We start from the raw sequence: 18,127 nt of genomic DNA, 5'->3' as shown, positions 1-18,127 counted from the left end.
TAGTTACGGAGCAATCATGTCTAGGAGAGTCACACAGGGAAAAACGATCGCCGCGATCGCCACCGCCATTGTGCCGCAACAAGGTAGCGTCGGCATTGTTCGTATGTCTGGGGCTGAAGCAGTTGCGATCGCCAAAACCTTGTTTCATGCCCCTGGACACCAAACTTGGCAGAGTCACCAAATTCTCTATGGTTATGTGCGCCACCCCGAAACCCAACAAGTGGTAGACGAAGCCTTACTACTACTAATGCTGACTCCCCGTTCCTACACCCGTGAAGATGTCGTCGAGTTTCACTGTCACGGTGGCATCATGGCGGTGCAGCAGGTTTTGCAGCTTTGCCTAGAACAGGGAGCACAACTGGCCCAACCAGGAGAATTTACCCTCCGAGCTTTCCTGAATGGCCGACTCGACTTGACTCAAGCCGAAAGTATTGCCGATTTAGTCGGAGCGCGATCGCCTCAGGCTGCTCAAACTGCTCTAGCAGGCTTGCAAGGTAAACTCGCCCATCCCATCCGTCAACTCCGAACCACTTGTTTAGACATCTTGGCCGAAATTGAAGCCCGGATTGACTTTGAAGAAGACCTCCCACCTTTAAATGAACCCGAAATTCAAGCCCAAATGCATCAAGTAGTGGCTGAAGTAACTCGGATTCTGGCAACTGCCGAACAAGGAGAACTGCTGCGGGCTGGCCTAAAAGTCGCGATCGTCGGTCGTCCCAATGTTGGTAAATCCAGCTTGCTCAATGCTTGGAGCCGCAGCGATCGCGCCATCGTTACCGATCTCCCTGGCACCACCCGTGATGTGGTCGAGTCTCAGCTAGTAGTCGGTGGTATCCCCGTGCAAGTGTTGGATACTGCGGGAATCCGCGACACTGAAGACCAAGTGGAAAAAATTGGCGTAGAGCGATCGCGATCAGCAGCCCAAGCCGCTGATTTGGTGCTATTTACCATCGATGCTCAAGCAGGTTGGACAGAGGCCGACCAAACCATCTACGACCAAGTGCAGCACCGACCGCTAATTTTAGTCATCAACAAAATCGATCTAGTCGCCACTTCCCATCTAGAATCCATCACTTATCCTGCACCGATCTGGCGGGTTGTGAGGACAGCCGCCGCCCAAAATCAAGGCATTGCTGACTTAGAGCAAGCCATCCTCGCCACTGTCCAAACTGAAAATTTGCAAGCTGCCAACCTCGATTTAGCCATCAACCAACGCCAAGCCGCCGCCCTCACTCGCGCTAAAACTGCCCTCCAGCAGGTCCAAGCCACGATGAGCGATCGCCTCCCCCTCGACTTCTGGACAATCGACCTACGGGGAGCCATTCAAGCCTTAGGAGAAATCACAGGCGAAGAAGTCACCGAATCCGTGCTCGATCGCATCTTTAGTCGTTTTTGTATCGGTAAATAGCCCCGGAAGCAATCTTCAAAAAATTCAAAGCAGAGGTGCAAGCTCAATAATTTTTGCTTGAATGACTACATCCCCATTAATGCAACCTGAGATATGCCTGCTGAACTCGCGTCCTTCAATCCCTGGCTAATTGCTCTGGCTCTTAACTCTGTTCTAGCGGCGATCGCATGGTTCGCTCCCAAGAAACTTCTCACTCCAGCAGGTCTACTCCATGCCTGGTTTCTGGGTGTCCTAATTTGGGGGACATTAGGCTGGCAGGGATATGTAGTCGTGATGTTTTATTTCTTGGTTGGCTCTGCTGTAACTCGGATTGGCATGGCCCAAAAGGAGGCAGAAGGAATTGCTGAAAAACGTTCTGGCGCAAGAGGTCCAGAAAATGTCTGGGGTTCTGCATTAGTAGGTGCTTTATGTGCGTTAGGAGCGTTTCTTGTTCCTCTTTTGAATCCTGCTAATAGCGATCGTCTCTTTATCCCTCTCTTCCTCCTCGGTTATGTAGCTAGCTTTAGCACCAAACTCTCGGATACCTCAGCCAGTGAAGTAGGAAAAGCCTACGGTAAACGCACTTTCTTGATTACTACCCTCCAAGCCGTACCACGCGGAACTGAAGGCGCTGTCAGTTTAGAAGGTACTTTAGCGGGCATCTTAGCTTCTGCCGCGATCGCCCTTGTCGGATGGGGCGTGGGTTTAATTAGTTTGTTAGGCGTTGCTTTGTGCATTATTGCAGCCTTCATTGCCACTAATCTAGAAAGTGTGATCGGGGCAACACTGCAATCTAAATATGATTGGCTCACCAACGAAGTGGTGAATATCTTGAATACCTTGATTGGGGCAGTTGCAGCAATTTCACTAGCTTGGTTAATTTCTCCTTAGATCCTTGCAGAAATAGAGATTGAGGCGATCGCATTCCTGAAGCCATATCACTAGTACTGACCAGAAAAAACAAGGATTATATCTGAGAAAGAGTAATGTTTAAAGACATTGAAATCTTTGAGGCTTCCGTAAAATCCCTGTGAATCTTTGTAGTTTCACTAGTCTCAGTTGAAAGCGAAAGCTATACCTAAACTGAGCCATATCAGCCCTCAATTTTTTGCTCATAAAGCCTAGTTGCGCTCTATTCTACCTGAGTGACGAAACTAGAGCTTGCTGCTAGTGTTGCGGTTTGTCGTTATTTGCAAGGAAGATAATTTATGCCTGCCCAGCTGTTCGATGCTAATTTTTATCGTGCCTTTAATTCTGATTTGGCTGGCCTTACAGATGAGCAGGCATCTTCTCACTTCCTTACCTACGGCTTGAGTGAAGGTCGCATCTTCTCTCCCTTTGTCAACCTCCAGTTTTATCAAGCTCGTAATCCTGACTTGGCAGCAGCAGGTCTAACTAGCAATCAGCAGCTCTTCCAGCACCTGCAAGATTTTGGTGTCGCAGAAGGTCGAGCGTTTTCTCCCTTCTTAGATCTTGACTTTTATCTGGCCAATAACCCCGATGTCAACCAAGCCTTTGCAGGGAATCGCGAGCAGGCTCTTCAACATTTACAGACCTATGGCTTGAGCGAAGCTCGCATTTTCTCTCCCTTTGTAGACCTCAACTTCTATCTAGCCAATAATCCAGATGTAGCTGCCTTCTATGGCAATAACCGATTTGGAGTATTGCAGCACTTACAGATGTATGGGTTGAATGAAAGCCGAGCGTTTTCTCCGTTTGTAGATCTCAATTTTTACTTGGCGAATAACCCAGATGTGAATCAAGCCTTTGCAGGCAATCGCCACCTGGCTTTAGAGCACTTGCAAACTTATGGGCTGAATGAAAGCCGAAAGTTCACTCCCTTCTTTGATCTCAACTACTATAAGGCGAACAACCTAGACTTGATTGATGCTGGACTGAACAATACTCAGTTGCTACAGCACTTTCAGATGTACGGGTTGCGGGAGAGCCGAGTTTTTGCGCCAGCCTTCGACTTGAACTACTATCGCTCTCTCAATCCAGATTTAGTGGCGGCTGGGCTTAACGAACGAGGCATATATGAGCACTTCCAGCGCTATGGTTTGGCAGAAGGGCGACTGGCTTCTCCTAACTTTGATGTTCAAGTTTATCTGGCGAACAATCCCGACCTGATTTCAGCAGGCTTCAATTACCAGCAAGCCTATGAACACTACCTAACGTTTGGTCAAGGGGAAGGTCGTCCAGGCAGTGACTATGCAGGTAATTCCGAAGCTACTGCTCGCGCGATTGGCCTTGGCTCTACGCCACTTAGTCTAACTGACTTTGTGGGCAACAGCGACAGTTCTGACTGGTATGAGTTCACTTTGTCAACGGCTCAAGAATGGCGGCAATCGCTTAGTTTTACTGGTGGGGGTGGGGTAGTCAGTTTAAAGCTGGCTCAGGATGCTAACAATAATGGGGTAGTGGATGAGGGTGAAGTTCTCCAAACCATAACTACGATTTCCAATACTTTCGTGCCAGATTTTGTCGAGATTTTAGCACCAGGTACCTACTATTTACAGGTCTCTCCTGAAACAGAATACACAAACACCAACTACAATCTCAATCTCTCAGTTACGCCTACATCTGTTCCTGCTCCCGCCACTGCCTCTATTCAAGGTACAAAGTGGAGCGATCGCGACAGTGATGGTATTCAGGATACAGATGAGGCAGGTTTAGCAGGCTGGACGATCTATCTCGATCAGAACCAAAACAACCAATTGGATACTAATGAGCTTTCTACCACTACGGATGCTAACGGTGATTACAGCTTTGTTGCCCTAGCTCCAGGTGTCTATACTGTGGCTGAGATACCTCAATCTAGGTGGGGACAAACATTCCCTGGCCAAAGCTTACTTATTCCTATCACTAATCATAACGATCTGATCTTTGATCCAAAGCGCAACTATCTCTATATCACGACTGACGATGGAGATCTAGAGCGTTTTGATGCTACCACTCGTACCCTGTTGACACCTTTTGATGTGGGTAGTTCTTTAGTGGGTGGCGATATTACTGTAGATAGTAGTACTGTCTATGTGGCCGAGGGGCAGCAAGGCGCAGCTCAAGGCTTCATTCGTAAGGTGAACCTCAATGATGGGACTGTCACCAATCTGACTTTTGATTTGAACTACGATGACCTCCCCAGTGATGTAGCCATTGGTAGTAATGGCCTAGCTATTGTGAGGTCTTTTGGTTGGTGGGCGCAGCCTCGTCAGCTTGACTTAAGTACGGACACCATTACCCAGCGAACCGATGTAGGTTCTTACTATGGGGGCGCTCAAATTACCCGCAGTGCAGACCGCTCTTTGCTATTCATTACTCAAGATGGCATCTCCACTGGGCCTCTTTCTACTTACAACACGACTCAGAATCAATTCTCATCAGCAAAACTGACAAATACTTATCTTGGTAGCAGTTTGTCTGCTGCCAATCGGAACGGCTCGCTAATTGCATTGGAGTGGGGGAACGGAGTTTCTATTCTGGATGAAAACTTGGCTGGAGTTCAAACTCTATTTGGAGTTGACAGTGGTGTTGCGTTTGATCCAGTTCGAGATATTCTCTATGGGGCTAGTTCTGCTGCTGATCAGATCATTGCTTTTGACACCCAAACTTGGGAGGAGTTATATCGCCTCGATATTGGTGAAGACATCGCTTCTGACTTCTATGGCAATACGTCTACGCCTTATGGCACTGGCATGATGACCGTGAGTGATAATGGGCAGTTCTTGTTCATGTCTACAACTGCGGGCGTGCGAATGTTTGGTTTGGGACGTCCTGGCACCCGCACTGTCAATTTGAGTAATAACCAGACCGTTGAGAACATCAATTTTGGAGCCAATGCAGTACCGACTCTCAGGATTAATCAAGGTTTAACACTGAATGAAGGCGATAGTGTTACTTTGACTGCAAGCCAACTGCAAGTGACTGATACAGACAACAATGCAGCTCAATTGGTTTACACACTCAAAGAGGCTTCTAACCAAGGCATTTTGAAGCTCAACGGTGTTTTGGTGGGTACTAACCAAACCTTTACCCAAGAGGATATTGATAGCGATCGCCTCAGCTATCAGCACAATGGAAAGCCATATTCAGTGGGCATTGATCAGTTCAGCTTTAGTGTGGTGGATGCGGCAGGAAATACTCTCAGGGACAACAGCTTTCAGATTGCAGTCAATCCTCTGAACGATGCGCCTATCATTACCAAAAACACAGGCCGAACGGTACGACCGGGACAAACGGTCACGATCAGTAACTTCTCTCTGCTAGTGACTGATGAGGAAACCCCTGCAACTCAAATTATTTATACCCTTAACCAATTACCAACGGAGGGTATTCTCAGCTTCAATAATGTTGCTCTCGCCGCAGGACAAACTTTCACGCAAGATGATATCAACGGCGGTCGTCTCACCTATCAAAATACAAGTGGAGAGGTGAGCAGCGATCGCTTCGACTTCAGCGTCACTGATGGCGCAACCACACTCAACAGTAGCTTTGCTCTAGAAGTTGTGACCAGTGGTGGCTCACCTACTATAGTGAGAGATATCGACCCTGGTGCTGGCAGCTCTTCCCCCTATCCGGCAGCCAATGTTAATGGTACGCTCTATTTTGTTACAAGCTGGGGACCTGCTGGCCTGTGGAAGAGTGATGGCACTGCTGCTGGAACTACGCTCGTCCAATCGTTTCTAGATGAAGGGTATACCTCAGTTGGCTATAGTCTCACTAACGTTAATGGGATACTCTACTTCATTAAGTCTGACAGTACCTTTGGTAATGAATTGTGGAAGAGCGATGGCACAGACGCAGGGACAGTGCTTGTTAAGGATATTTACCCAGGCTCTATGAGTGCAGAGCCCTCTAATTTCACAAACGTCAATGGTCAACTTTACTTCATAGCAGATGACGGCACTCCTGGTAGGAAGCTATGGAAGAGTGATGGTACTGCCGCTGGTACAGCCTCAGTGAAGGATATTCAGGTAGGAGCCAATGCTTCTTTATCAGGTTTTCTCACCAATATCAATGAAATACTCTATTTCAGTGCATTTGACTCTGCTAGTGGCTTAGAGTTGTGGAAGAGTGATGGCACTGCTGCTGGTACAACCTTGGTTAAGGATATCAATCCTGGAACAGACCATTCTTCTCCAGCTAACTTTGTGAATGTCAATGGCATACTTTACTTCACAGCCGACACACCTAATACAGGTACCGAGTTGTGGAAGAGTGATGGCACTGCTGCTGGCACAACCTTGGTTAAGGATATCAATCCCGGTGATGGCGATTCTGTAGCCAGCAGTTCCACCAATATCAAGAGCAATCTTACGAGCGTCAATGGCACGCTCTACTTTACAGTGAGCGATGGCGCAAGTGGTACCGAGTTGTGGAAGAGCGATGGCACTGCTGCTGGTACAGCTCTAGTGAAAGACATCAACCCCGGTGCTGGCAGTTCTACACCTAGCAATCTTACGAACGTCAATGGCACGCTTTACTTTTCAGCCGATGATGGGCTTAATGGCACAGAGTTGTGGAAGAGTGATGGAACCACTGGCGGAACTGCGCTAGTGAAAGATATCAATCCAGGCATATCCAGTTCTGCTGCTGGCAATTTCGTTAATGTTGATGAAATCTTATACTTCACCGCCATCAACAGCACTTATGGGCTTGAGCTATGGAAAAGTGATGGAAGCACCGCTGGTACAGTTCTTGTACAAGATATCTATGAGGGAGGAGCTGGCTCTTTTCCTACTCTCCTTAGCAATGTTAATGGTACGCTCTACTTTTCAGCGAAGGATGGCATTAATGGTAGAGAGCTGTGGGCTTTGTAAAAGCGTCTTCTTAGCGATCGCCCTCATTGACCTGACCTGAAAAAACTTAAAAGAGAGTGGGCGAATAAACTCACTCTCTTTTTATAGGTAGTTAAACACTCAAATAACGCCGCAGAAAGGTTTCGAGGGATTCCATTTTGATGTGGAAGGTGGATTCTAAACGCTCGATCTCCTTGGAAGTGCAGAAAAACTCATTAGCAAGGAGAGTTCGAAGAGTGCCGAAAGCCTTTTGGGTTCTGGCGTTGACCAGCCCCACTGCGGTTCTCACACCGTCGAATAGGAATAAGGGAGGATTAATCACGATGGGGTCGCGATCAAAGATGCGGCCAAAGATGGCAGGGATATCCGATCGCTTTAATATTTCGGGTCCACCCACAGCAAAGATTTGATTGTGAGCAGCTTCGTTAGAAACAGCATCAACACTAATTCTGGCGAGGTCGTCGGTGCTGACGATAGAGGAACGGTTGTGAGGATCGCCAATCAAGAGATAGATGCCAGTGTTGCTAAACTGCTCGGCGAGAGGCAGCAGGTTAGACGAAAACCCAGAGGGCCGCAGGATGGTGTAGCTGAGGCCGCTGTTTTGTAGGTAGCGCTCCACCGCAAACTTGGCTTTGAAGGTGGGAGAGTCTTCGTAACCGCGATCGACTCCTAGCACCGAAATAAAGACGAAGTGCTGCACGCCATTCGCTTTAGCGGCATCAATTAAGTCAATATTGGCGCGGTAGTCTAGGGTTTGGGCATCACCATCACTAGAGCCAGTCGCACCGTGAGTGCCGATGACATATTGCACACCTTGGCACGCTTTTTGGATATCGCGTTCTTGTCGCAAATCGCCAATAAAGATCTCTGCGCCACGATGCTCTAGTTCGGCATAGCGGGAGGTTAACCGCACAAAAGCCCGCACCGCTTTTTCTTGCTCACACAGAGTGTGGACAATTTTGCGACCTAGCCCTCCGGTGGCTCCAGTGACTAAAAACATAGGGGTACTCAACTGGAAGGTGAACTATCTGATGCAGTGTAGCAAGTTCAGTTGAAGAGTTTGCAACTATCTAAAGGGCGACCTCCAGTTCAACAATTACAGGCGTATGGTCGCTGGGCTTCTCTAGTTGGCGGGGGGCAACGTCGATGGTGCAAGCGATCGCCCGTTCATACAAGGCGGGAGTTAAGTAGTGATGATCAATCCGCCAACCGCTGTTGCGTTGAAACGAGCCAGAGCGGTAATCCCACCAGCTAAAGTGACCGCCATCAGCAGTAAATTTGCGAAAGGCATCTGCAAAGCCCAGATCCAGAACTGTTTGCAAAGCGGCGCGCTCGTGATCCGAGGCCATAATGTGTTTTTCACGGCCCTTGGGGTTATGGATGTCTCGGTCTTCTAGGGCAATGTTGAAGTCGCCACAAACTAAAATTTTGGGTTGGCTGCTGTCTTTGAGGCATAAAGCTTCAAGATACTCGCGCAGCACCTGGAGCCAGCGCAGCTTGTAAACGTACTTTTCGCTGCCCACTTCGGAGCCGTTGGGGACGTAGAGGTTGACGATGCGAATGCCATCTAAAACCCCTGTAATTACTCGCTTCTGAGCATCGAGTTCATCTACTAAGGCTTCACCCAAAATAGGAGTGAATCCAGCGGTTACGTCCTCTAGGGGGGCACGGCTGATCAGGGCTACGCCGTTGTAAGACTTTTGCCCAGAAATGTAGAGGTGATAGCCTAAATCGGTGAAGGGCGATCGCGGAAAGTCAGCGTCTATGACTTTGGTTTCTTGCACACACAATACATCAACCGGATTGGCTTGCAACCAGTTGAGGACATGCTCTAGGCGGGTGCGAATGGAGTTGACGTTCCAGGTAGCAATCTTCATGCAGGCTCAGCGATCGGGTCTTTAATTTTAGGGTGTTTCAGTCTCCCTGGGGGAGTATGCCACGGGCTAGATGCTTTGACTAGTTCGGCTTGGTGAAATGCGAGATCAGTTTGACCAGAGATACTAGGGGAGAATCTTAAACTTTGGTTCCCTCTCGTTATGGAGAATGCAGAGTAGGGTGGTATGGCGCGTTAATAATGGCTGTGACCCTTGTGAGTTAGGAGGCGAGTAAATGGAAATTCAACGCCGGATGGCTGTGGCAGTTAAGGGCATCGGTTTAGGTATCGCGATCGCGCTCTTGGCCAGTTGTACTCAGTCTTTCGTCTCAAACTCCCCCGTCTCAGCTTCTAGTCCGGCGGTTTTGTTTGCGTCTGTTCCAGTGGCGGAAGCTCCTGCCGTTACCCCAGCTCCTAGCGTATCTCCTGGTGCCCCAGTCGTGGAGAAGGAGGTGCCTTATGTGGTGACGCCGAATGAAGTCGTGGCTGAGATGCTCAAGGTGGCGAGAGTTACAGATCGAGATCAGCTCTATGACTTAGGCTCCGGTGACGGGCGGATTGTATTGACCGCAGCTCAGAAGTACGGCACTCGTGGGGTTGGGGTAGAACTCGACCCGAAGCTAATTCAAGAGAGTAATGCCAGCGCTCAAAAGGCGGGTTTGGGCGATCGCGTCAAGTTTTTGCAGCAGGATTTGTTTCAAACCAACCTCCGCGATGCCACCGTGGTCACTCTTTATTTGTTGCCCGCCGTTAACCTCAAATTGCAGCCTAAGCTCTTGAATGAACTGAAACCGGGGTCGCGAGTGGTTTCTCATGCCTTTGATCTGGGTGACTGGAAACCCGATAAAACCTTAACGGTGAAAGTGCCTAAAACGGGCCGCATTCATGCGGTTTACTATTGGGTAGTGCCAGCGCAGGTAGCGGGCAATTGGCAAGGAACGCTAGCTACTCCGCTGGGAAGACAGCCAGTCAATTTGCTATTGCGCCAGCAATTTCAGCAAGTAACTGGTGCAGCGACAGCCGGAAATGCCACGTTGGCCATTAGGAATGCCAAATTGACAGGCAATCAAATTAGCTTCACCACTAACAAAAAAGTGCAAGGTCAAGCGGCAACGATTCAGTTTGCAGGACGGGTAGAGGGCAACACCCTGAAAGGAATTGCCACGGTCCAGGGGGCGGGTTTACTGACTGGGAAGTACAATTTGGTTGCTCAGCGTCGGTGACAGTTGCGTCGCGATCGCCTGCTGACCAGGAGCTAGAGTCATTTGCACTATGACCTCCTGAATCCCGAATTCTTGCTGCATTTGCGTTTGGATTTGTTGCAACAAGCGATCGCGGGCTAACCCATCCCTTAAATTCACCTGTAATTGCACACACAGCACTTCTTGTCCCAGAGCGACCGTCCAAAGCTTCAGAGCGTCAATGCTAACCACCGCTTCGTGTTGCATGAAAGTTGCTGCGAGGGCTGGGACATTAATCTGCTGAGGGGTGCGTTCTAGCAGAATATTCAAGCTCTGCTGAATCAGCGGAATGGCTCCAGTGGCAATAAATCCAGCCACAAGTAAGCTAATCGCACCATCGGCCCAGAGCCAGTGCAGCTTGCCGACCGCGATCGCTGCCAAAATTACGCCCACAGAACTAATGGCATCAGCCACCATGTGCAAAAAGGCTCCCCGCAGATTCAAGTCGTGGTGACTGTCGCCATGCAAGAACCAGGCGTTTAAGCTATTGACCCCTAAGCCCACCACAGCCGTGATCAGCATGGGCAAGCTGAGAATTTCAGTCGGGGGAGATTGCAGACGGGCGATCGCTTCCCATCCGACCCAACAGGCGATCGCGACCAAGCTCAACCCATTGGCTAAAGCCGCTAAAATCTCTACCCGACGGTAGCCAAAAGGAGCTTGCTCAGAAGCAGGTAGACGGGCGATCCAGGTGGCTAACAGCGCTAAAGCGAGTGATAGCGTGTCGGAGAACAAATGTCCTGAATCAGCCAGCAGCGCCAAACTATGGCTGCGGTGACTCACGATTAACTCCGCTAGCGAAAAACAACCCGTCAGAATGAGTGCTATCCACAATAAACGGAGCTTCTGAACCGGGGTGCTGCCTGGGTCTAGAGAGGCAGTGGGGATGGAGTGGTCGCAATGGGAGGAGTGATGATGGTGGAGCATTAATTGAGGAAACAGGGAGCCTTAAAGCGATCTACTCTAGAGTAGATGCAATTTCTCTGATGCAAGCTCCCCATATAATCACAATTTTCCCGAAAACTGCCGATCTACCACTTTTTGTAAGGCAAGAATTTCCCAGACATCGTGAGTTTGACGCGATCGCCCTTCGGGTCTGTTTCCTTCTCTACATCCATCGTGAAGTCGATCGCACTCATGATGCCGTCTCCAAATTTCTCCTGAATCACTTCTTTCAACGGCATGCCATAGACCTGCATAATTTCGTAGAAGCGATAAATTAGCGGATCGGTTGGTACTACTGGCCCTAGACCTTTGAGGGGATATTCGGTCAGCTCAGATACTACGTCTGGCCCTAATCCTAAAGCCTCCACTAATTTACTAGCTTCATCCTCAGAAGCACTCGCTTGGCGATAAAACAAGGCGGCAATCCAGACTTCATCGCGTCCCAGAATTTTTTCTAAATCTGTAAAACTCAATCCTTGCATTTGCTTCGCAGCTAGTAGTTTCTGGGTAATTGCTGGAATCGTCATGAAAAGTTCACTCAATATTCATCGATTCCACTAGTAACTAAAACTACACTACGTAGTTGTAACTAAAGTTACGGGTACATCCAGTTTGGTATTAACGTCACCTCAGGAACATTTACCGCTTAAGCCAAGTCTAATGATTCTAGCTTCAGAGATAACTCTAAAGGAGGATGCTCTGGTATCCCAAGAATCAGTATTTTTCACTCACAGTTTGAGTGTTGCGCAGCGGGAGCGGCATTTTCATACCTGATGGTAATCTAGATAGTCGCTCTCATCACTGACCTGCATTGAGTAGAGACTACTGAAGAGAACTGGGATTGTAAGCAACAGGGGGCCAATTGAACATGACTACCGGATCGAGGTCATTTCCACAATCCTTATCTCCTTCTAGAGCAAGTGTTCCATCTACTCATAGGACTGTACAGGCAAGCTATCCCTTGTCTGGGGCTGGTTCTAGTATGTCTAGTTTGGCCCCTCAGCGGAGTGACTTTGACAAAAACAAAACTCACTTTATTGCTACCTATCGGGACTGGCCGATTTGGCTAGTCCATGTGCGGATCAAACGCCAAACGGGCTTTGGCCAAAAATATCCTGTGTTGCAGTGGCAGCATCCCGCCGATCAAGGACAGGGAGGTCTACGCTACACCTATCAAATTCGTCCTCGGGAAAGTTTGAATCAAGCTTTAGAGATTGTACGAATTCTGATTGACCAAACCATCGCGATCGCCCAACAACACGAAGTTAGGTAGAGCCGAAGGATTGGCTAGAAGGACTAACTCTTAACCCGACGCCAGTTTGTGGGCATGGCGCGTGGTTTCGGGCAGCCGCCACTTGGTGGTGCAGCGCATCACATAATCGATCGCAGTCAGCAGACTAATGCGATGCCCTAACGAAATGTAGAGAGGTTTAGTGCCAACACGGGTTCGCAGCACGGCTCCAACCGTTTCACCCCGATGCTGAAGCGGTTGCCAAGCGCCTCGCTCTTCTGGCACCTCATCATGTTTTCCGACTAGTAAAGACTTACCAACCCCAACCGCAGGCAAATTCACTAGTAGCCCCAAATGAGCAGCAATCCCCATCCGTCGAGGGTGAGCGATGCCATGACCATCACAGAGCAACAAGTCAGGGGGAGTGGCGATTTGTTCTAGCGCATCTAGGACAGCAGGAATTTCTCGGAAAGACAAAAAGCCTGGAATGTAAGGGAAGGTGGTGGGGCGACGGGCGATCGCGTGTTCCACCAGTTGCAACTCCGGAAAACTTAAGACGGCGATCGCGGCACGAGTAATAGTTCCATCTGCCTCAAAGCCCACATCCACTCCAGCGACGCGCTGCACCGTTCCTAGTTGGTCTTCCTTGATGATGTCACCACGCAGTTGCTGCTGAATTATAGTGGCTTCTTCAGCGGTGGCGGGCCAAGCATGCTGTTGTTGGATCTTCATAGAGAATGACTGTCGCGATGACCATCGGGCAGAATAGTAGTGCGATCGATATAGGCTGTTTCTAAATTCACGAGCTGAGCGCGATAGAGATTACAACCAGCGAGCTGGGCTGCTTGAAGTTTGGCCTTTTCTAGGTTGGTGCGGCTAAGATTTGCAGAGGATAAATTTGCCTGACTCAGATCGGCATTATACAAATCTGCCCCAGATAGATCGGCTCCAGCGAGATTTGCCCCTTGCAAGTTGGCATGGCGCAGATTCGCTCGCGATAGATTTGCCTTTTGTAGATTGGCTCCAGCTAAATCGGCTTGATAAAGCTGAATATTGCTCATTTCCGCTGCTGGTAACTGGGCTGCCTGTAAGTTGGCATAAGTGAGATTGGCGTAGGGAAGATGAGCGGTGGCTAGGTTGCTTCCTTGTAAATTGATGTTAGGTAGCTCAGCTTCAAATAGAAAAACTTCCCCGGCATCAATGTTACTAAAATCTCGTTGCCCTTCGGCATAGCAAGATAGTATTTCTTTGGCGCTGACCCTCTGCATGGTAACCATTCCCGACAGTATCTTCGTCAAACTCTTTTCAGGATTGACGCGAGATACGTACTAAGCATTTATACTTAACTTGTAATTAAAATGTAAAATAGTGTGACAAAAAATACCGTTGCTTTAACGCTTTTTTAAGAATCCCTGATTGCGATCGCACTTATTAACCTATCTACTTAACCTATTTACATCGAACCTCCAAGCTTGCTGCCATTGTTTTATCCTCCAACTGTGCCAGATTAAAACTTTAGCCACATCTGTCGCCTTGGGGATACTCTCGCTGTAGTCATGAACAGACTATGAATAGGGTGGGAACATGGGGTCAAGTCAGATGCCAGGCTGCGTTTCTGCACAAACAGACACTTTAACCCTGAGAGATGTCAAGATCTAAATAGAGACGTAACTGCACTGCCCAGAAATCTCTATGCCAGAACTTCGAGTCTCGATCGCTCAGCACTACCACGAGCGGACCAAATATGATCCGCAAACCCTTGCCAGTAAAAGCCATCACTTGGATTGGGAGAGTCAGCCTGTTCCGTTTAAGGAATACAAGATCGGTACTACCTTCGATCTCAAGCCTTATTTAACTGACCCACAAGAAGTCTTGGCTGAAGATGCAGAGACTGCTTGGTGGCAACGGTTGTCGCGCCTGCTATTTTGCAGCTACGGCTTAACAGGCATGATTCCCACAACTGGAAGTCCAGTTTATTTACGGGCTGCGCCTTCAGCGGGGGGTCTGTATCCGGCAGAAGTGTATTTAGTTTCCCGTGGGACCCCATTCCTACCCGCTGGGTTGTATAACTATCAGTCTAAAAATCACTCGCTGTGGCATTTCTGGGACAGCAATGTTTGGCAGAAATTGCAATCGGCTTGCTTTTGGCACCCTATTTTAGATGACACGCAGATGGCTTTGGTCACGACTGCGGTGTTTGCTCGCTCGGCATGGCGCTATCAAGACCGCGCCTACCGACGCATTTTTTTAGATGCTGGGCACTTGCTGGGCAACATTGAGTTAGCCTGCGCTCTCAATGACTATCGACCGCATTTGATTGGTGGATTTGCTGACGAGGCGCTTAATCAGTTGCTCTACCTCGATCCGGACCAAGAAGGGGCGATCGCAGTGATTCCAGTGGCCGATTTGCTAGAAGTGCAAGAAAATCTGCCGCTTTCGGTAACAGCCTTACCTTCGGCGACTCAGACCGAGTATCCCAGTATTCCTGATGGAGAGTTGCTGAGCTATTTCCATCAAGCTACTCAGATTCAGCCAAACGCAGCCTTCAAAAAGATCCCCAAAATACCACCACGAGCCAATCGAGAGAAGGCTCAATCGGATCAATACAATTTTCCGTTTTGCCTAAAAGTTTCTACGCTGTCCCAGCCGATTGTTTGGGGAGAGAACTTAGGGGCTATGCAAGAGACTATGCTCCGCCGTCGTTCTACCCGCGCCTACAGCGGAGAGTCAATTACCCTAGCAGAACTGAAAGCGTTACTGGACTTTACTTACCAGCCTGAGCACTATATTGAACAGGAATTGGATGGGTACCCGGACTATTTTGTTTTGAACTCGATTCAGACCTTTATCGCAGTTTCTGGTGTGATTGGCTTAGAAGAAGGCTGCTACTACTACGCCCCCCACTCTCAGGAATTACGACAAATCCGCTTCAAAAACTTCCGGCGAGAACTGCACTACTTATGCTTGGGGCAAGATTTGGGTCGTGATGCCGCAGCAGTGGTGTTTCATACGGCAGACCTGAAGACTGCGGTGGCTCAATATGGCGATCGCGTCTACCGCTACCTCCACATGGATGCGGGCCACTTGGGACAAAAGCTTAACCTGGCTGGCATCCATCTGGGTTTGGGCGTCAGTGGCATTGGTGGCTTCTTTGATAATCAGGTGAATGAAGTGTTAGGCATTCCGGTAGATGAAGCCGTTCTCTATATCACCACCCTCGGTCGCCCCCGCTAGCTGTTGGCTATTCTGGTTGCCTAGTCTGAATGGCCACAGGCATCTTCGTATTGGTAGGTTTCAATGCGGACAGCACAGCGATCATACTGCCAACGAGTTAGTCTGAGTGAGTTTGCTTGGGGGCTAATCACGACCACAGAAGCATAGTCAGGCCCAACGCCGAAGGTTTTGGTTGCAGAGTGACTCGGATTAGATTTAGCAGTTGTTTGCACTGTCACTAAACCAACTTTCGAGGGGCTATTGATCGCGATCGCTACATCCTTTTGCTCGCCCGATTGCAGCTCCAATCCTTTCGGCTGAGCTTGATTGATCGTCACTTGGACAGGCTCAGGCATGAGATTCACCAGTCTCACTGTAGGTTCAGGACGACTCAGCTTGTCATTCAGCACTAGCCCTTGGAGTACCTGGCCTTTCTGAAATAGAGCTACGGTATAAAACTGCTCAGCTTCTAAATTAAAGCTCTGTATTGGCTGAGACTCTGGCTGAGACGAGACGGAATTGAGGGAGAGGGCGTACTTTCCCGCAGGAATACGTTGGGATGGAATGATTTGCTCTGGAGAGTAAGAGGCATGAATCGGTTGCTGGTTTAAGTGCAACGTCTTTACGGTTGGTTTAGCATCCAGTAGCCAATAGTTCACGTAAGCCAAGTTTTCGGCTTTAGAGGGCATCGCTAGTCCCACCCCAGTCGCGAGGACTGATAGCAGCATCCAGCCTTGATGATGAAGTGGCATTGCTGATTCTCCTAACCCTTGATGCTAAACAACTGCTGATGAACGACGCGCTAAAAAATCAAAGCAATTTCGTGCCAGTCTCTATGCGCTGTACTTGTAGCGACTAGAACTAACAATGCAGTAATTTTTGCTAAAAATTGCCTGATTCAAGGACAATTTCGCTGATTTCTCAACAAGGGAATGTAGTGAAGGGTACAAATAATACGGATGAGTGAAGCTATGGTACGGCTGAAGTCGTCAAGTGAGGCGTGAGCGGGATGGTGAGGCAAAACCACACCTGGTTATTGGCTGGATTGGTTCTAGGCATTTGGAGTTCCAACTCTCCCGCTTGGGCAAAAGAGTATCTGCTTAAATCCACCCCGGAAACTGTAATTTGGGGACGTTTGTATGGCAAGACGGCTAAGCCTGCTCTACGTATTCGATCCGGAGACACTGTAACGATTGAGACCGTCTCCCATGAAGGCATTTTAGAAGACCAGTCACGGGATGGCACTGCTGCTGGAGCCATTGAGTTTTTGACTCAAAAAGGAGTACCCGAAAAAGAGATTCTGCAAGATCAACTAACTATCCGAGCGAACGTCCCTCATGATGGCAAAGGGCCTCATGTCGTGACTGGGCCAATCTATGTCGAAGGAGCCATGCCCGGAGATGTCTTGCAGATTGAAACTCTCAAGATTGAGCATCGTGCTTCTTATGGATTTGTGAGTAGCCGTAAGGGTAAAGGTGCACTACCCGGAGAATATCCTGTCGGGGACAAGGTCGCTGATAGCAAATACATCAAAATCGTGACTGATCCTCAAGCCGTTCAGGCGATTCTGAGAACGCGCAAAGGACAGAGTGCTTCTCCGCTCCAGTACGCCAACTTCAAGCGAGAAGGAATTACTGGATTAGGAATCCTGAAACCTGACACGCCTGGTTCGCCTTCCTATGAGATTCCCTTAAAACCATTCATGGGACTGATTGGTGTTGCTCCTGAAAATGATGCTGAAACCGTCAACTCTGTGCCTCCAGGCCGTTATGGTGGCAATATTGACCTGAATTTAATCACGGCGGGAACTACGCTATATCTCCCTGTGCAAGTTCCTGGTGCCCTGATGTATACTGGCGATCCTCACTGTGCTCAAGGAGATGGAGAGGTTGCTTTAACCGCGATCGAGTGTTCTCTAACGCCAACATTTCGGATTACTCTACGCAAAGATCTTGCTGCTAAGAAAACATTTACCGCACCTTTCCTAGAAACTCCGATCGCCTTTGTTCCGATTGGGCTGAATCAAGATTTGGATGAAGCGATGAAGGATGCAGTGCGTAAAAGCCTAACTTTTATCACAGAAGTTACACCCCTGAATGGGCAAGAAGCTTTACAACTGAGCAGTGCCGCAGTAGATTTTGAGGTCACTCAAGTTGTGGATATCGTCAAGGGAATTCATGGAGTGATCATGAAAGATCTGATCAAGGTGAATCGAATTAAATAACCCGCAGAGTCGTACCCCACGCTCCAGGGCCTAAATAGGAGCAAACAACTGACAGCAAACATTAAATCTGCTTTGAATATCCAAAGTGACTGAGCTGGGATATTCAAAGCGGATTTATTTTGACTGATACCTAAGAGTCTCACTTCAACTACCCGAACTTCAGCCTCCAGAACTATCTCTGAAAAGCCGGGCGACTTTAGATCAGGCTATTGCTA

General features: G+C 48.7%; 14 protein-coding genes. 7 read left to right on the top strand and 7 right to left on the bottom strand.

Annotated features, from left to right (window positions below; genetic code table 11):
* Positions 1–16: 16 nt before the first annotated feature.
* The 3 genes from mnmE to H6F68_RS04225 all read left to right on the top strand — a co-directional run bounded on the left by mnmE (position 17) and on the right by H6F68_RS04225 (position 7,206).
* Positions 17–1,408, top strand: coding sequence for a tRNA uridine-5-carboxymethylaminomethyl(34) synthesis GTPase MnmE (gene mnmE / locus H6F68_RS04235; RefSeq protein ID WP_190556663.1), 1,392 nt, complete (start codon positions 17–19; stop codon positions 1,406–1,408).
* A gap of 93 nt (positions 1,409–1,501) precedes the next feature.
* Entirely contained in the window at positions 1,502–2,278 is a 777-nt protein-coding gene (locus H6F68_RS04230; RefSeq protein ID WP_190556661.1) for a TIGR00297 family protein, read from the top strand.
* 317 nt (positions 2,279–2,595) lie between these two features.
* Positions 2,596–7,206, top strand: coding sequence for an ELWxxDGT repeat protein (locus tag H6F68_RS04225; protein ID WP_190556659.1), 4,611 nt, complete (start codon positions 2,596–2,598; stop codon positions 7,204–7,206).
* Positions 7,207–7,297: 91 nt separating this feature from the next.
* On the opposite strand, the gene H6F68_RS04220 is transcribed toward H6F68_RS04225, so the two are convergent.
* Together H6F68_RS04220 and xth are read right to left on the bottom strand one after the other, a co-directional pair.
* Positions 7,298–8,185 (bottom strand): SDR family oxidoreductase, encoded by an 888-nt coding sequence (locus H6F68_RS04220; RefSeq protein WP_190556657.1) that lies wholly within the window; start codon positions 8,183–8,185, stop codon positions 7,298–7,300.
* Between the two features lie 70 nt (positions 8,186–8,255).
* Positions 8,256–9,062 (bottom strand): exodeoxyribonuclease III, encoded by an 807-nt coding sequence (gene xth / locus H6F68_RS04215; RefSeq protein ID WP_190556655.1) that lies wholly within the window; start codon positions 9,060–9,062, stop codon positions 8,256–8,258.
* 232 nt (positions 9,063–9,294) lie between these two features.
* Here xth and H6F68_RS04210 point away from each other — a divergent pair, with 232 nt between their 5' ends.
* Positions 9,295–10,281: a cyclopropane-fatty-acyl-phospholipid synthase family protein gene (locus tag H6F68_RS04210; RefSeq protein ID WP_190556653.1), complete on the top strand. Its 987-nt coding sequence runs from the start codon at positions 9,295–9,297 to the stop codon at positions 10,279–10,281.
* Here the strand turns inward: H6F68_RS04210 and H6F68_RS04205 are convergent.
* Together H6F68_RS04205 and cynS are read right to left on the bottom strand one after the other, a co-directional pair.
* Complete coding sequence (locus H6F68_RS04205; RefSeq protein ID WP_190556651.1) at positions 10,240–11,226, bottom strand: cation diffusion facilitator family transporter; 987 nt, start codon at positions 11,224–11,226, stop codon at positions 10,240–10,242. The genes H6F68_RS04210 and H6F68_RS04205 overlap by 42 nt on opposite strands.
* A 104-nt stretch (positions 11,227–11,330) precedes the next feature.
* Positions 11,331–11,771 carry a cyanase gene (gene cynS, locus H6F68_RS04200; protein WP_190556649.1) on the bottom strand — a complete coding sequence of 147 codons (441 nt, stop codon included), beginning with the start codon at positions 11,769–11,771 and terminating at the stop codon, positions 11,331–11,333.
* A gap of 455 nt (positions 11,772–12,226) precedes the next feature.
* On the opposite strand from cynS, the gene H6F68_RS04195 reads away from it, so the two are divergent.
* Positions 12,227–12,517 (top strand): hypothetical protein, encoded by a 291-nt coding sequence (locus tag H6F68_RS04195; RefSeq protein ID WP_190550917.1) that lies wholly within the window; start codon positions 12,227–12,229, stop codon positions 12,515–12,517.
* Between the two features lie 30 nt (positions 12,518–12,547).
* Here the strand turns inward: H6F68_RS04195 and nfi are convergent, their stop codons facing one another.
* The gene (nfi, locus tag H6F68_RS04190) at positions 12,548–13,207 is read right to left on the bottom strand and encodes a deoxyribonuclease V (protein WP_190550919.1); all 660 of its coding nucleotides are present in this window, start codon (positions 13,205–13,207) and stop codon (positions 12,548–12,550) included.
* Positions 13,204–13,743 carry a pentapeptide repeat-containing protein gene (locus H6F68_RS04185; RefSeq protein ID WP_190550921.1) on the bottom strand — a complete coding sequence of 180 codons (540 nt, stop codon included), beginning with the start codon at positions 13,741–13,743 and terminating at the stop codon, positions 13,204–13,206. The genes nfi and H6F68_RS04185 overlap by 4 nt, the downstream gene beginning before the upstream one ends.
* 424 nt (positions 13,744–14,167) lie before the next feature.
* Here H6F68_RS04185 and H6F68_RS04180 point away from each other — a divergent pair, with 424 nt between their 5' ends.
* Complete coding sequence (locus H6F68_RS04180; protein WP_190556647.1) at positions 14,168–15,709, top strand: SagB/ThcOx family dehydrogenase; 1,542 nt, start codon at positions 14,168–14,170, stop codon at positions 15,707–15,709.
* A gap of 20 nt (positions 15,710–15,729) precedes the next feature.
* Here H6F68_RS04180 and H6F68_RS04175 read toward each other — a convergent pair whose 3' ends face one another.
* On the bottom strand, positions 15,730–16,440 hold the full coding sequence (locus H6F68_RS04175; RefSeq protein WP_190556645.1) for a DUF4397 domain-containing protein: 711 nt from the start codon (positions 16,438–16,440) through the stop codon (positions 15,730–15,732).
* 257 nt (positions 16,441–16,697) lie between these two features.
* On the opposite strand from H6F68_RS04175, the gene H6F68_RS04170 reads away from it, so the two are divergent.
* Positions 16,698–17,912 (top strand): acetamidase/formamidase family protein, encoded by a 1,215-nt coding sequence (locus tag H6F68_RS04170; protein WP_190556643.1) that lies wholly within the window; start codon positions 16,698–16,700, stop codon positions 17,910–17,912.
* The last annotated feature ends 215 nt before the right edge of the window (positions 17,913–18,127 follow it).

Origin of the sequence: Trichocoleus sp. FACHB-262 (genome assembly GCF_014696035.1) — a bacterium.
GTDB lineage: Bacteria > Cyanobacteriota > Cyanobacteriia > FACHB-46 > FACHB-46 > Trichocoleus.
This window is presented reverse-complemented; position numbering and strand designations above follow the sequence as displayed.

Excerpts from the sequence above, each read along its gene's own strand:
- nfi (WP_190550919.1), bottom strand. The coding sequence starts at position 13,207 with ATGAAGATCCAACAACAGCATGCTTGGCCCGCCACCGCTGAAGAAGCC.
- H6F68_RS04195 (WP_190550917.1), top strand. The coding sequence starts at position 12,227 with ATGTCTAGTTTGGCCCCTCAGCGGAGTGACTTTGACAAAAACAAAACT.
- H6F68_RS04180 (WP_190556647.1), top strand. The coding sequence starts at position 14,168 with ATGCCAGAACTTCGAGTCTCGATCGCTCAGCACTACCACGAGCGGACC.
- cynS (WP_190556649.1), bottom strand. The coding sequence starts at position 11,771 with ATGACGATTCCAGCAATTACCCAGAAACTACTAGCTGCGAAGCAAATG.
- H6F68_RS04175 (WP_190556645.1), bottom strand. The coding sequence starts at position 16,440 with ATGCCACTTCATCATCAAGGCTGGATGCTGCTATCAGTCCTCGCGACT.
- H6F68_RS04205 (WP_190556651.1), bottom strand. The coding sequence starts at position 11,226 with ATGCTCCACCATCATCACTCCTCCCATTGCGACCACTCCATCCCCACT.
- H6F68_RS04210 (WP_190556653.1), top strand. The coding sequence starts at position 9,295 with ATGGAAATTCAACGCCGGATGGCTGTGGCAGTTAAGGGCATCGGTTTA.
- H6F68_RS04230 (WP_190556661.1), top strand. The coding sequence starts at position 1,502 with ATGCCTGCTGAACTCGCGTCCTTCAATCCCTGGCTAATTGCTCTGGCT.
- H6F68_RS04225 (WP_190556659.1), top strand. The coding sequence starts at position 2,596 with ATGCCTGCCCAGCTGTTCGATGCTAATTTTTATCGTGCCTTTAATTCT.
- H6F68_RS04185 (WP_190550921.1), bottom strand. The coding sequence starts at position 13,743 with ATGCAGAGGGTCAGCGCCAAAGAAATACTATCTTGCTATGCCGAAGGG.
- H6F68_RS04170 (WP_190556643.1), top strand. The coding sequence starts at position 16,698 with ATGGTGAGGCAAAACCACACCTGGTTATTGGCTGGATTGGTTCTAGGC.
- H6F68_RS04220 (WP_190556657.1), bottom strand. The coding sequence starts at position 8,185 with ATGTTTTTAGTCACTGGAGCCACCGGAGGGCTAGGTCGCAAAATTGTC.
- mnmE (WP_190556663.1), top strand. The coding sequence starts at position 17 with ATGTCTAGGAGAGTCACACAGGGAAAAACGATCGCCGCGATCGCCACC.
- xth (WP_190556655.1), bottom strand. The coding sequence starts at position 9,062 with ATGAAGATTGCTACCTGGAACGTCAACTCCATTCGCACCCGCCTAGAG.